At 42.0% G+C, this 13,656-nt stretch carries 13 protein-coding genes; 7 read left to right on the plus strand and 6 right to left on the minus strand.

The features are described 5' to 3' along the window. Positions 1-28: 28 nt before the first annotated feature. From murA to LEP1GSC195_RS09655, 5 genes are all read left to right on the plus strand, one after another. A complete protein-coding gene (murA, locus tag LEP1GSC195_RS09630) occupies positions 29-1,333 on the plus strand; it encodes a UDP-N-acetylglucosamine 1-carboxyvinyltransferase (RefSeq protein ID WP_015680648.1) in 1,305 nt (434 codons plus the stop codon). Next, positions 1,334-2,011 (plus strand): 4Fe-4S dicluster domain-containing protein, encoded by a 678-nt coding sequence (locus LEP1GSC195_RS09635; RefSeq protein ID WP_015681301.1) that lies wholly within the window; start codon positions 1,334-1,336, stop codon positions 2,009-2,011. Positions 2,012-2,187: 176 nt separating this feature from the next. Beyond that, positions 2,188-2,502 carry an LIC10235 family protein gene (locus LEP1GSC195_RS09640; protein WP_002973161.1) on the plus strand — a complete coding sequence of 105 codons (315 nt, stop codon included), beginning with the start codon at positions 2,188-2,190 and terminating at the stop codon, positions 2,500-2,502. A gap of 137 nt (positions 2,503-2,639) precedes the next feature. Then, positions 2,640-3,419: a hypothetical protein gene (locus LEP1GSC195_RS09645; protein ID WP_015682462.1), complete on the plus strand. Its 780-nt coding sequence runs from the start codon at positions 2,640-2,642 to the stop codon at positions 3,417-3,419. A 206-nt stretch (positions 3,420-3,625) separates the two neighbouring features. Continuing rightward, the gene (locus LEP1GSC195_RS09655) at positions 3,626-4,990 is read left to right on the plus strand and encodes a FliI/YscN family ATPase (RefSeq protein WP_015682426.1); all 1,365 of its coding nucleotides are present in this window, start codon (positions 3,626-3,628) and stop codon (positions 4,988-4,990) included. 97 nt (positions 4,991-5,087) lie between these two features. Here the strand turns inward: LEP1GSC195_RS09655 and LEP1GSC195_RS09660 are convergent, their stop codons facing one another. Then, complete coding sequence (locus tag LEP1GSC195_RS09660) at positions 5,088-8,234, minus strand: SpoIIE family protein phosphatase (RefSeq protein WP_015681458.1); 3,147 nt, start codon at positions 8,232-8,234, stop codon at positions 5,088-5,090. Positions 8,235-8,316: 82 nt separating this feature from the next. Between LEP1GSC195_RS09660 and LEP1GSC195_RS09665 the strand changes: the two genes are divergently transcribed. Both LEP1GSC195_RS09665 and LEP1GSC195_RS09670 read left to right on the plus strand, forming a co-directional pair. Next, positions 8,317-8,916 (plus strand): flagellar export protein FliJ, encoded by a 600-nt coding sequence (locus LEP1GSC195_RS09665; protein ID WP_015682220.1) that lies wholly within the window; start codon positions 8,317-8,319, stop codon positions 8,914-8,916. Beyond that, a complete protein-coding gene (locus LEP1GSC195_RS09670; protein WP_002989672.1) occupies positions 8,916-9,566 on the plus strand; it encodes a periplasmic-type flagellar collar protein FlbB in 651 nt (216 codons plus the stop codon). Before LEP1GSC195_RS09665 ends, LEP1GSC195_RS09670 begins: the two co-directional genes overlap by 1 nt. A gap of 12 nt (positions 9,567-9,578) precedes the next feature. Here LEP1GSC195_RS09670 and LEP1GSC195_RS09675 read toward each other — a convergent pair whose 3' ends face one another. The 5 genes from LEP1GSC195_RS09675 to LEP1GSC195_RS09695 are packed head-to-tail and all read right to left on the minus strand — an operon-like array spanning position 9,579 to position 13,654. Continuing rightward, positions 9,579-10,142, minus strand: coding sequence for a guanylate kinase (locus LEP1GSC195_RS09675; RefSeq protein ID WP_015681633.1), 564 nt, complete (start codon positions 10,140-10,142; stop codon positions 9,579-9,581). Beyond that, positions 10,139-10,423, minus strand: a complete 285-nt coding sequence (locus tag LEP1GSC195_RS09680) for a DUF370 domain-containing protein (protein ID WP_015681102.1) — start codon at positions 10,421-10,423, stop codon at positions 10,139-10,141. Before LEP1GSC195_RS09680 ends, LEP1GSC195_RS09675 begins: the two co-directional genes overlap by 4 nt. Before the next feature lie 12 nt (positions 10,424-10,435). Continuing rightward, positions 10,436-11,311, minus strand: coding sequence for a hypothetical protein (locus LEP1GSC195_RS09685; RefSeq protein ID WP_015682567.1), 876 nt, complete (start codon positions 11,309-11,311; stop codon positions 10,436-10,438). 47 nt (positions 11,312-11,358) lie between these two features. After that, complete coding sequence (locus LEP1GSC195_RS09690) at positions 11,359-11,649, minus strand: hypothetical protein (protein WP_015682012.1); 291 nt, start codon at positions 11,647-11,649, stop codon at positions 11,359-11,361. Positions 11,650-11,662: 13 nt separating this feature from the next. Further along, positions 11,663-13,654: a FapA family protein gene (locus tag LEP1GSC195_RS09695; protein ID WP_015682196.1), complete on the minus strand. Its 1,992-nt coding sequence runs from the start codon at positions 13,652-13,654 to the stop codon at positions 11,663-11,665. Positions 13,655-13,656 lie beyond the last annotated feature (2 nt).

The following is a 13,656-nucleotide window of genomic DNA, read 5'->3' on the forward strand; positions in this document are numbered from 1 at the left end:
TATCCATATTGTGTCGAATGGAAGCAAGGTGAGTTCCTCCTACTTCAAAATTATCGGCAAAAATCCTCTCCACGGGACAGTTGTTCCCCAAGGAAATAAAAATGAAGCGTTACCGCTTCTCGGTGCTCTCCTTCTTTGGGAAGGAGACGTCATTCTGGAAAACCTTCCGGAAATTGCCGATGTTCTCAAACTCATGGAGGTCCTCCGCCAAATTGGAGTGGAAATCACTGCCCTCGATACAAAAGGATCATACCTCTTTCAGAAAAAAAATCCAGTGAAATCGGATCTTCCTTACGAACTTTGTTCCCAACTACGAGGTGCTGTAACACTCGCGGGACCTATCCTTGCTCGCACGGGAAGAGTTTTTCTTCCGAAACCCGGTGGGGACAAAATTGGCCGCCGGCGTATGGATACCCACTTACTTGCTTTAGAGGCACTGGGTGCCAAAATCGAAGTTTTTCCAGACGGATACATGATCACTGCTGACCGTTTGGTGGGAAAAGATATCCTTCTAGATGAGGCTTCTGTCACTGCGACAGAGAATGCTGTAATGGCAGCCGTATATGCGGAAGGTATAACAACCATTCGGAATGCCGCCTCAGAACCCCATGTCCAAGGTCTTTGTCGTTTTTTAATCGCCGCTGGTGCCAACATTGAAGGTGTCGGAACAAACCAGCTAACGATCACAGGTGTCAGTAAACTTTCCTCCCCACTGGGTGGACTCAAACATAGAATTGGTTCCGATTACTTAGAAATTGGATCCTTCATTAGCCTTGCTGCCGTCACCGGGGGAGAAATCCACATTACTGACGTCAATCCAGAGGACATCCGAATGATTCGGATGGTGTATTCTCGACTGGGCATCGAAGTTAGGCCCACGGAAAATGGAATCCTTGTTCCTTCTGACCAAAAGATGGAAATCATCCCCGACTATCATGGAGCCACACCGAAAATCGATGATGCCCCTTGGCCGGGATTTCCCGCGGACATGACTTCTGTGGCTCTGGTCACAGCGACTCAGTGCAAAGGAACAGTTCTTATTCACGAAAAACTTTTTGAATCCAGGCTTTTCTTTGTGGATAACATCATTGCCATGGGGGCCCAAATCATTCTCTGTGACCCACACAGAGCCATTGTGATTGGTGCCAATCGTTTGTATGGCCAAAGGGTCGCAAGCCCCGATATCCGTGCCGGGATGGCGATGATCATTGCTGCCCTTTGTGCTGAAGGCCAAAGCGAAATTCATAACATTGTTCAGATTGATAGAGGTTTTGAATCGATTGATACCCGACTCCGGTCTTTGGGTGCTCAAATCGAAAGAGTTTCTGATTAGATGAAACGAAAGGATCTTTTCCGAGAAGGTTTTAAATCCGTCTTTCAATTTACCTTTACGAAAGCCGATGAACTGACAGAGGCCATAAAAGAAGTTTGGGAAGACGAAAAAACGCCCAAACCAAAGTCTTCCCGCAAATCGAAATTACCATCTAGCAAAGAAAAGTCGGCAAATAAACAAACAAATGTCCGGAAACGTAAAACAAGAATGTTCCAGACTTTGTCCCAACCACCTGGAGCTTCTCCTGATTTTTATTCTCTTTGTACAGGATGTAACGAATGTATTTTTTCCTGTCCTTATGCCGTCCTATTTCCTGTCACAATACCGGAATCAGGAAAGATATTTCCTCATTTTGATCCCAATGCAAAGGCTTGCCATCTCTGCACTGACTGGCCTTGTATTAGTGTTTGTCCTGAACAAGCACTAATACCGTACGAACTGTCCGGTGAAAAACCAAATTTTGGTAAGGCGAAAGCCATCACAGAACATTGTATCAACGAAAAAACTGGTGAATCGACCTGTAATGTTTGTTTTGTTACCTGTCCTATCGAAAAAACAGTGAAATTTAAAGGGAATTTACCAGTTTTTGCATCATCCTCATGTACAGGATGTGGACTCTGTGTTGAATCATGTCCTAGTTTTCCGAAAGCAATTCAAATCAAATTTAAAAAACAATAACGATCACCTATCAATCGTTTTAGAAAACAAAATCGTCGCAAAACATCAAAAAATTGTTATTCGGTGAAAAAAATATCTTGAATTTTTCAGAGAGCAGAGAGATACCCTTGTTAGGGCAAGGGAATTTCCCTCGTCAAAAAAAAGATAAAATCTAGATTTAAAGGAAAAAGAAAGCTATGGAACCACAAAAAGTAGGCCCAGGACAGATCGACAAAATTGCAGAGGATTTGAAAAAAGATCCTGAAAAATCCATTGGAAATTACCTTTTCAAAGGTTTCAGAATTCAAATCTCTAAATACAAAGCTTCCGGAGCAGAAAGAGTACAACAACTCTACAAAAGAAGAAGAGCTCAAGGTCTTTGCATCGTTTGTGGAACTAAAGTAACTCGTAAAAATCCGGTAACAGGAATCCTTTACAGACTTTGTGACACACACAGAGCAGAAATTGACCAAAAAAACAAAGAAAAAGCAAAAGCTAAAAAAGGAAAATAAACCTTTCACTGCATTTTTCTAACTAAGAGGGGGCCTTGGTCCCCTTTTTTGTTTACAGACCCTTCTAACCTCCTATCCTTTTTGTCATGAAGTTCCTCCTACCAATTTTAGCTCTTACCCTTATCGGATGTTCACAAATGATCTGGCGCCACGCACAATTGGCAGAAGAGGTCTCACCGAGCAATGATCCTAACTTCAATTTAGTTCTTACGGTTGAGTATGAAGAAAAAGATTCCTGGAATCCGATGAACGGAACCACGGACAAACGAAATTATAAAAGTAAAATCAAATTAGTAAAAAATGCACCCACTGGTGGAAAGTCCGTGAAAGAATGGGACTTACCTTCTTGGTCACTCGGTGATGGTATCTTTTACCATACGGGATCTTCCACTTTATTTGTGTTATATGGAAAGGATGATGAGTATGGAACTTTAAACCAAACTTTGTCTCTGTATCCAGAAACTGGAGGTGCCTTTTCTTATCCAGCCACTCCTGAAAAACGTATCATCTTCCAAATGGCACCATCACCTAATGGTAACTTGGTGGCGCTTGTCACGGCAAGTCCTACGGCAGAAGGGGAATTTTCCGAATTTGAATTGAATGTCATCCAACTCTCCGACAAAAAAATCCAAAGTTATCCCATCAATTTTTGGACAGCCCTTCCTCTTTATGGAATTCGCTGGGCAGAAGATGGGAAAACACTCTATCTGAGAACCCCAGACCGCATTTTGTTATGGGCCGGATCAGAGATCAAGGAATCCAAATCCTTTCCCGATTGTTTCACTGTCTCCACAAACTTCGGCAAATGGGCGTACGAATCAGCAAGCATTGGTGAAGGTGGAAATGTGGTCCTTGGAAAAAAACTGCCTGCACCCCGACAAATCTCCAATATCGACAATATCAAACTCTGCCGCTAAGATCGGGTTTTTCTCTGGCTCCTGTTTTCCGAGGTAACTAGAGGAGCCAAACTCATAGATTGAACAAAAAAGGTGGTAAAAACCCCGAGGTCACCCTCTCGTATAAGGTCCTTGGAAAACGCCACCGCAATCCCACACAACCCATCCCCCTTCCTCAATTCGCTTGATTTAATTATGTCACATGATTGGATGAGTGAAAAGCCCCCATGATTGAAAAGAAATTTACGGAACATATCGATGCCATTTCCAAATACCTGAATGTCGTCGAAAAAATTGAACCCATCCGAAAAAGTGGGGTCGTTGTATCTGTGGTGGGCAATGTCATTTATTCCCAAGGACCTCCCGATTCTAAGGTGGGAGAAATTTTAGAAGTGGAACGAGGTTCTGACAAAGGATACTTAGCCTGCGTCCTTGTGGGTTTTAAAGATCATCTCTACACCTTGATGCCGCTAGGTGATACACAACAGATATTTCCTCATGCCTTTGTATTTTCTTCTGGTAGACAAATCACCCTCAATGCTGGACCAGAACTCTTAGGACGCGTGTTAAACGGTCTTGGCAAACCCATCGATAACAAAGGAATTCTCATTACCAAAGAAGAAAGACCTTCCGAACCTCGGTTCTTAAATCCACTCGATCGCCCACCAATCACAGATATTCTGGAAACAGGAGTTCGAGCCATTGATGGAATGTTAACTGTCGGCCGTGGGCAAAGGATTGGAATTTTTTCTGGATCGGGAGTAGGAAAATCAAGTTTACTCGGTATGATCGCTCGTTATACGAACGCTGATGTAAACGTTGTGGCTCTCATTGGCGAAAGGGGTCGTGAGGTAAATGAATTCTTACATGTAGAACTTGGTAAAGAAGCCTTAGCCAAATCGGTTGTCTTTGTAGCTACTTCCGATTCATCTAAAATGGAGCAAGTGAGTTGTGCCAATTTAGCTTGTTCTGCAGCCGAATACTTCCGGGAAAAAGGAATGTCTGTTAATTTGTATATGGACTCTCTCACTCGTTACGCGGAAGCACTGAGAGAACTTTCGATTGGGGAACCGGTGGTTACAAAAGGATATGCATCCAGCGTATTTAGCAAAATGGCAAAACTTGTAGAAAGAGCAGGAACTTCACATAACGGAGGTTCGATTACTGGTTTTTATACAGTTTTAACGGATGCAGAAGATGATATGGATGATATTGTGGCAGATAAAGTGCGAGGATTCATTGACGGACACATTGTCCTTACAAGAAAACTTGCCGAACAAAGTCACTATCCGGCGATTGATGTGCCAGCTTCTCTTTCTAGGCTTATGCAAAAGATTGTAAATGAAGACCACTATATGCGAGCCTCTATTGTCCGAGAATTGATTTCTAAATACAAAAACTCTGAAGATATTATTTTGCTTAATGCCTATGTTCGCGGTGCCGACGAAAAAGTGGATATGGCTATTGATAAAAAATCTCAGATTGATGATTATCTGAAACAAAGGATTGAAGAAAAGTCCAACTACAACGATTCAACCAACCGACTTACAAAAATTTTACAATCTGCAACTCGTACTGAGGACGATTTCTAATTTATTTTTAGAGATAGGACCTAATTCCTAACCGACACAATTCCAATAGCAGATTATCGATAAACTCATATCAATTCAAAGGAAACCCATCGGGGTTCTATTCAATTTCCAAGACCACCAAAGTCACATCATCATCGGGAGATCGGTTCCCAGTGAATTCTTTGATCTTTTCGAGTAACAACCGTTTGGATTCTGAAATAGGGTATCCACTATATCTTTGCACGATACTTTCCCAATTTTCCTGACCAATCATTTCTTTTTCTGCATTCGTTGCTTCTGTAATCCCATCCGTATACAAAACAATGCGATCTCCGGGATGAAGAGAGACTATATCTTCTTGAATATCTAATTCAGGAATCCAACCGATAAGTTTTCCTTGTGGTAAACTGAGTTTCGGTTTGGATTCCCCTCTGCGGTTGATGATTAGAGGTGGGTGACCGCACCGTGCGTGGATCATTTCCTTTGTTTCCAAATTAATGTAGATATAAGATGCGGTTAAGAAGGCTCCTTTCATTTTTCCAAGCAAGGTAGAATTGATTTGGGTCATGAGTTGAGCCGGTTCTCTGGACAAACGAATTTGAGTGGAGAAAGCAATCTTTAACATCGCAGAGATGAGAGCTGCAGGAATTCCATGGCCCGACACGTCAGCAACCATCACACCAAGTTCCGTCTCCGAGATCGCATGGAAGTCAAAAAAGTCCCCTCCCACACTGTCCATGGGTTCATAATAAAATTCTGTTTTGATACCAACGATGTTCGGCGCTTCTTCAGGAAGAATGGAACTTTGGAGTTTTCTTGCAAGACCAAGCTCATTTTGGAAGGCGATGAATTTGTTTTGTTCTTCTACTGCCTTTTTTAAAGTGATTAAGTTCTTAGCACGAGAAATTAACTCTCGTTTGTCGAAAGGTTTTGCCAAATAGTCATTTCCACCAGCTTCCAAAGAGGCAATGATATCGGTGATCTGGTTTTTTGCCGTTAAAAACAAAATGGGAAGTTGGTATAAAGAATAAGATTCCCGTAATACCGTACAAACATCATACCCACTCATTCCAGGCATCATAATATCCAGGAGCATTAGCTCAAACGGACCATCATCACGCACCATACGGATGGCATCCCCACCGTTGGACGCCTCATGGACATCACAACCAATGAGTGTAAGATGGTTTTTGAGGACTTGGCGGTTGATGGGTTCATCATCCACAACGAGGACTTTGATTTTTCCCCCATCATATTCTTCTGTTGTTTCTTCAATCGGTTCAAATTCGAGAGACTCACCACCGAACCATAAATCCGTTTTTTTGGCTGGCGGTTTTTCCATTGGGATTTCCCCTTCCCTTGCCAAAGGAAGAGTGAATCGAAAAGTAGAACCTTCCCCTTCCGTAGATTCCACCCATATCGTTCCGCCATGTAACTCTACTAAACGTTTGGAGATAGCAAGACCAAGTCCCGTTCCACCAAACTTACGTGTGGTGGTCGCATCCACTTGTTCAAAAGATCTAAAAATATCGTTAAATTTATCTTTTGGAATTCCAATCCCTGTATCCTTTATGGAAAGAACTAACATCTTCTCCATAATTTCTGCAGAAACATCAATGCGACCCTTCTCTGTAAATTTAATCGCGTTACCGATTAGATTGAATAAGATTTGTTGCAACCTTGCCTCGTCGCCGAGAATCGGAGGAAAATCCATAGGAACGTGATTTCGCACTGTTAGATTTTTTGTTACATAAAGTGGACGTGAGATCACAAGAACTAAATCACAAATTTGGTGGAGGTCTATGGCCTTGAGATCTAAATCCAAATCTCTATTTTTCATTTTGGAAAAGTCCAAAATATCATCCACGAGGGAAGACAAACGTTTCCCTGAACTCACAATCATCCCTAAATTCTGTCTTTGTTCTTGGTTTAACCTTCCCCCAATACCATCAAACATAGATTCGGCGATACCAATGATCCCATTCAGCGGTGTTTTTAATTCGTGAGAAGTATTTGCCAAAAACTCATCTTTTAGTTTGTCTAAGGCAAGAAGTCTTTTCGAAAGAGTTTCTACTTCCGAAAAAGCACGGCTAAACCGTCTAGAAAGTGTTAAAGATTGCACTAAAATAAATACAAAAATTCCGATAGGAATCGCTTCCACTGTATACACAATCTGATAGGCATTGAGTAAATCAATAGAAGCCGCAATCACCACAGAAATGATCCCAACAGCAAATAACAAACTACTCTCTTTTCGATTGATTACCGCACGGAATACCCCTTGTAAAATCAAAAGGATTCCCAATAAAAATACAATATGGAAGTAACCATTTAACTCTGTATAAATGGGAGTTGGTAAAACCAAAAGGAAACTGATAAAAATTAAGGTTGGGACCAGGAGAAGTCGATCCATCCAACGCGGATAAAAGTTAGGATAAAACTCACGAAAAAAAGCAAAGAAAAGATAGGGTGTTAAATAAAACGTCAGGTATTCAATTCGGAGACAAAGGTTCCAACTGATATAGGGAGACAATTCATTGAATCCAAACCTTTCCCCAGTAAATAATGTGCGCAAAGATAAAAGAAGGGCAGCAAATCCAAAAAGTAAATTTCCTTTGTCCGATCGCCTAAAATAAAATAATCCGAAGTGGTATAAGGCAATGATAAATACGGCCCCAGCTAAAAATAAAGAAGAAGCTAAGTCTTTTTCATTTTCTTTAAAAAGTTTGTTCCACTCACCGACGTAAGGCGGTTCCCACATTCCACCCTTGTCATGATGGTAGTTCGAAATTTCCACCAATAGTTCGTTAGGTCCTTCCTTCCAAGGAAGCGGATAGAATTGAAATTGGTAAGAGGGTCTGGACTCTTCGGGATTTTTGGAAACCACACCAGAAGACCCAAGGAGTTTCCCATTCCAATACACGCGGGATGCTGTGGCCAAATCCACAAGTTTGATTCCATACACTGTGTCTGGATCGGTTCCCTCAGGCCTTTCCAAAACCAACCGGTAGGTTCCAAACCCATTCCCTGTCCCCAGTTCTGAATTCCAAATCCCGGGAACTAAAAGTTGCAGTTTGGTTTCGGGAACTTCGCTCGTTTCTGAGAGGAAAGTTTGGGGATAAAAATCCCATTCCCCTTCTAAGTGGACTGGATTTCCCTGGCTTTTCCGCACAATCTCGGCGGGAGAAGTCGCAAATAATGGAAGTGCCGTTAGGCCAAGAAGGACAAACGCCAAACCAACTCGATGTAAGTGTTTATAGGACAATATTGCAAGTTTTACTCATTTTTTTAAAAATACGAGTAAAAAAGAGTACAAAAATTATTCAGAACCGAAGAAATAGACAGGTGTGAAACGATTTCGTTTTAGTTTAGAGACAGTTCTCAAATTACGAGGTTGGCGGGAAGAAGAAGAAATCCGCCGGCTCTCTATAGTTGTCTCCAAACTCAATTCCCTCATTGACGAAAAAGATTCCAATGAAAGAGAAATTGAATCTTCTTACGAAGCCATCCTTGCTTCCTCAAAAGTGGGAACAAGCCTTTCCGATTACCTTTCCATCGAACAATACATCCAAGGTCTTATGCGGCGCAATGAGGAATTGGAAACACGTATCAAAACCCAAAATGACGAAGTCAATTTGGTTCGTAAAGATGTGATGGTTGCGCGAATGAATAAAAAGGTAATCGAAGTTTTAAAAGACAAACGATTTACTGAGTGGAAGAAAAAACGAAACCGGATGGAACGAAGAGAAGTTGAAGAATTTAACCTTCAACTAAGCAAACAATCATTATTCGATTCGACAGAAAGTTATGGGCCGGCAAAATCTAAAAAGATCCCAAAAACTTTCAAAATTCTGAACCGTGAGGACGGGGGTGACGAACTCACATCCGACTTCAAAACTCTTCGTGATTTTTATGAAAAATACTACCTAGGACAAGGGAAATCATAATGGCAAGTGTAACCGATAGCACAAGATCTTTCTTTTTAATCGTTCTCATTTTCTTTTTAATCGCAATCGGCTTTTTTGTTTTTGATTACTTCCAAGTCATCAATGCAGAAGACTATTTACCCTTTCTCAAAAAACAAGCAGGGCTTGTCAACCAAGACCTCCTCTCACCAACCGAGTTAGAAAAACTAGAGATGGAAAAAGCCAAAGAGAGACTGATTGCCGACCGCGAAGAACTGGAACAAATGAAACGCGAGTTAGAGGAAAAGTCATCTTCGCTTCATGCCGATAAAGAACGTTTGGAAGAACTCAAAGAAGGGATCCAACGTAAAGAAAAAGAAATGGCGGACAAGTTGAAAAAAGACAATGCTCGCGCCGAAAAAGTGAAGGTACTCGCAAACAAGGTAGCCAATATGCCACCGGAGTCGGCAAGAGATATGTTAATCAATTGGCCGGACTACGATATCATAGAAGTGTTTGAACAAATGGATAGAGATGCCGAAGAGGATGGTAGACAAACCATCACCACATACTTACTCACTCTTTTTCCTGCAGAAAGAAGGTCTGTGATCTCGAACAAGTGGTTGGATGCAGGAGCAAGGAACGTTCCCAATTACGGCAAAAGTATCGATGAAGATAATGACGAACCGTAAACTACGTTTTGTTTAGGATTCTTTTCTGAAGAGGATGGATTTGACGTCTTCAATGGCGTCTTCTAGTCGGTCATTCACAACCACATAATCAAAGCTTGGTGCTTCATCCAGCTCTTTGATTCCGTTTTCAATCCGCCTTTCCACACTCGTTTTGGAATCGGTTCCTCGGCGAATCAAACGCTCAATCCAAATCTCTCTACTCGGTGGTTCAATAAAAATAGTCACTGACTCTGGCCGAAGTTTCTTCACAGACTTGGCCCCTTGGACATCCAAATCGAGAAGTGCCACCCGATGTTCCCTGATGGCAGCAAGAATCGGACCTTTGGGAGTGCCATAATAATTACCATGCACTTCGGCCCATTCATAAAACTCACCATCGACAATTCGTTTTTTAAACTCAGGAACCGATAAAAAATAATAGGTTTTGCCTTCCTCGTCCCCAGGCCTTGGTTCTCTTGTGGTGCAAGAAATGGAAAAATAGAAATCGGGATACTCAGCAAGTAAAGCAGAGATGATGGTAGACTTTCCACCTCCGGCGACAGAAGAAATAATATACAAATTAGGATTTGCTTTCAATCTTCAGACTCCTCTTCTCCTTCCGCAAAATGATTGTCCCCGGATTCTAACCGTTTGGATAAACTTTCTGGTCGGATTGCAGAGAGAAGGATATGTCCTGAATCTAAAACGAGAACGGATCTTGTCTTTCGTCCCCCAGTGGCATCAATAAGCCTACTTTCCGACTTTGCTTCCGAACGAAGTCGTTTGGCTCCTGCAGAGTCAGCTTGGAGGATAGTCAAAATTTTCGATACAAATACTACGTTCGAAAAACCTACATTGAGTACCGGAAACGAAGACATGGAAACATACTTTTAGATTCTTCTAGATCGATCAAGTCGAATCGTTTCAATTAGATGAATTTCATGAATGCCAATATTCATGGCTTCGGAAATTTCATCATGTTTGTATCCTTTTTTGATGAGGTGCACCACTTTATCTATCTTTGTTGCCGAAGGAGCTAGTTCTTCCAATGCAGACTCAATCGAAAGATCTACCTTCTCCATACTCATTTTTTGGTAAGAGGCAAAGGCAGGATCATTGGCTTTTGATACTTCATTCAAAAAATCTCGTTTTTTAGATCCATCTACAAGTTCATTGCGAATGGCCTCTGATGGTTTTTCTTCTGTAAAGGGATTCCCACCGACCGTATAATTCATCTTAGGTTGGAAGGTTTGCACTTCTAAATTATCGAGAGCCTCTGCGGATGGAGAATTTACAGATTCCATTCCAAAAATTCCTTTTACCGCTTTGCCTAATTTTCCAAAGGCTTGGTTCACTGCCCCTTCTGTCGTTTCGGCTTCCGATAAAGGAACGGGAATTTGGTTGGCTTGGTAGATTTTTCCAATCCCTGTCCGTTGTTCTTTTATATCCAAAACAGGTTCTTCTTCTAGAACCGACTCAGGAACTAACTCCGATTTCATGGAAAGACCAGAATTTTGGTAATGTTTGAATTCTTTGACAAGGATCTCTCCTCGTTCCATCATAGAACGAAGAGCCACCATTTTCGATTCGATGACCCCAACCGTGGCATCTAACTCGCGTATGGTTTCTTGAGTGGCCATGTCAATAGCCCGATTCAGTTTTTTATCGTAATATTCTTGGACTGCTTTTTGGACTTTTGCCGAAATGAATACATACATCATCCCACAAAATAATAAATTAATTAAAACAAGGGAAAAGAGTTCCATGCCATTCTCCTACAGAACATTTCCAACAACATTCCGGAGTGAGTGCTTTAAGCTTTTAAATCAAAACGAAATCCTCTTTCCAAACTAGGACGATCATAAATGACTCCCTCTTTGGAATAAGCATAAACCGAATTTTCTTTGTCTTGTTTCGGTTTTGCTGCCGAACTTTGGTTCCCTGATTTTGTATCAGGAACCGTTTGGGCTCGGTTTTGGGTTTGGATCACAACCTTTTGCAATTCCACCACCTGGTTTTGGTGGGTGAAGGGATTCTCGGCCTGGGCCCTACGTGCAAAATCGTAGTGGTGGGCAATACTCGCGAAGTTTTCGTTTAGAATCATCAGTGTGTCCCTCCTAATTCTTAGACTTACCACGCCCTCTCTTTTTTCTCCAGTCATTTTTCTGTTCGTCTGGATCTTCGTAAGGGGCACTGCGGACCTGGGACTCTTCTTCGTAGAATGTCTTGGCTTTGGTCTCGTGGCGGAGTTTGAACTCTGCATTGCGGATACGTATGGTAACACCTGGGAAAATGGTCTTCTCGACTGATATACGGCCACTAGCAGCTTGTTCGTCCATATATTCGGTAAGAGTCTGGATGTCCTTTCCTGCTTCAGCAATGCGTTTTTCTAGTTTTTTGGTTCCCGCATCCAATTTCTGCAAATGGGCATCCTGCTCGGCAGTAAAGCTCGCTGGATCGGCCTCTTTTCTTGCTTTGAGGGTTCGTAAGGTTTTTGTAAGTTGGTCCAGTTTGTCCTGGTTTTCTTTTCGTTTCTCTTCGTATTCCCCAATCTGTTTTAAGATCTTAGGATTGTTTCCCACGATGAGGTCGGTCTGAGGGTTTGCTTGCGATCCGATGATTTTGGCAGAAATGAGTTGGGCTGCTTGGATGGTTCCCCCCACAATTTGCCCCCGTTTTCCTTTGCAGGAAACCTTTCCACCCGCCATCAGATGTGAATGTAAAATTCCTTCTTGGACGATGATGTCTTTTTCTGTAATGCAAGTAGCGTTCTGGATGAACTTGGCGACAATGTTTCCGCCGGTAGATTCTATCCTTGCTTCTTCCCTTCCCGTTACCCCTTGGCGAACGATGATGTCTCCATCCGCTTCCACTATGGCTTTTTGAACGGTTCCATAAATTTCAATGTTACCGGCAGCTTTCACTGAATAATTATCTTCGACGTTTCCTGTGATGATGATAGAACCAAGGAAGGTAACATTTCCTGTACGAACTCCCACATCTCCATTGATACGGTAAACCGTTTCCACAGAAAGCCTTCCAGCAGCATATAACACCTGTCCGTTGACCTCGGCAGTGAGACGCATTTTGTCTTCGGAAAGAATCGTTCCTTTTCCTTGTTTGAGTTCGGTATCCAAACCATCTTTGGCCGGGAGTACCATCCCAAATAGATTGCGCCCAAACTTTCCTTTTTCTGCGGGAATTTTTTCTGCAAGTAGTTGGCCAACGACCACGTTCTCAATCATATCTAAGTCTTTGTAATCGACTCGACCCGATTGGTCTTCCTTGAAGTTGATTTTCTTTTCCGTACGGACATAGTATTTGATTTCCGCATTTTTACCATTCACAGGGAAATCACCCTCGGCCCCAATGAAAGGTTTATTATGAATGTCTTCCTCTAGAGCTTTACGTATATCATCTTCTTTGAGTCCGTGTGCCACACCCATCCCTTTGAGTGCTGCTACGATGTCTGATACTTCCAAATCACGACCACCGGGTCTTGCAGGGAACACAGTCACAAAGGCTCTCATGTTTTCCTGTGCAATTTCAACGTTGCAACTAGAATCATTTCCTGCTTTTGGTTTCTGGTTGGATATGAGAACAGGTTCCCCTTTTTTATCTTTGAGGATTTTGTTAATTAAATTTTGGTCAACTCCCGCCACACCGCGAAACGAAAGTTTTTTAGAAACATCAGCCATAGACATGGCGAGGCCTTCCCCACTAGGAGGATATACAGTAATAAATACGCCGGTTCTATAAATTTTAACTGTGACCCGACCATCTTTATTTTTTGGCGTAACGAGTTCTTTTAAGTCTTTAGATACTAACTTTCCACTACCGCCCGTTAGGTGTTCATCTAAAAGGCTGAGTTCATCTAAGAGCATATCATCAGGAATGATGGAGGCGCGGATATGATAGGGTTCAGAAAAAAATAAAGATTTTTTTCCTCTTTTTAAAACAGTATAATCAATTTCATGAACTTTGCGGCCTAAGTGCCCGGAGGCGATTGCCAGACACTCTTCGATGGTATCGGCAATGACTTCCACTTGTTCTTTTTCCTTACGGTCGAACTCTTTCAGTTCCTCTGTAAGAAATTCAGTGAGAGACATAT

It is taken from the genome of Leptospira wolbachii serovar Codice str. CDC (assembly GCF_000332515.2).
In the GTDB taxonomy this organism is placed as follows: Bacteria; Spirochaetota; Leptospiria; order Leptospirales; family Leptospiraceae; genus Leptospira_A; species Leptospira_A wolbachii.

What these genes read in the sequence shown, in the direction of transcription:
- LEP1GSC195_RS09635 (WP_015681301.1), top strand. Translation starts at nt 1,334, where the DNA reads ATGAAACGAAAGGATCTTTTCCGAGAAGGTTTTAAATCCGTCTTTCAA.
- LEP1GSC195_RS09640 (WP_002973161.1), top strand. Translation starts at nt 2,188, where the DNA reads ATGGAACCACAAAAAGTAGGCCCAGGACAGATCGACAAAATTGCAGAG.
- LEP1GSC195_RS09645 (WP_015682462.1), top strand. Translation starts at nt 2,640, where the DNA reads ATGATCTGGCGCCACGCACAATTGGCAGAAGAGGTCTCACCGAGCAAT.
- LEP1GSC195_RS09655 (WP_015682426.1), top strand. Translation starts at nt 3,626, where the DNA reads ATGATTGAAAAGAAATTTACGGAACATATCGATGCCATTTCCAAATAC.
- LEP1GSC195_RS09670 (WP_002989672.1), top strand. Translation starts at nt 8,916, where the DNA reads ATGGCAAGTGTAACCGATAGCACAAGATCTTTCTTTTTAATCGTTCTC.
- LEP1GSC195_RS09680 (WP_015681102.1), bottom strand. Translation starts at nt 10,423, where the DNA reads ATGTCTTCGTTTCCGGTACTCAATGTAGGTTTTTCGAACGTAGTATTT.
- LEP1GSC195_RS09685 (WP_015682567.1), bottom strand. Translation starts at nt 11,311, where the DNA reads ATGGAACTCTTTTCCCTTGTTTTAATTAATTTATTATTTTGTGGGATG.
- LEP1GSC195_RS09690 (WP_015682012.1), bottom strand. Translation starts at nt 11,649, where the DNA reads ATGATTCTAAACGAAAACTTCGCGAGTATTGCCCACCACTACGATTTT.
- LEP1GSC195_RS09695 (WP_015682196.1), bottom strand. Translation starts at nt 13,654, where the DNA reads ATGTCTCTCACTGAATTTCTTACAGAGGAACTGAAAGAGTTCGACCGT.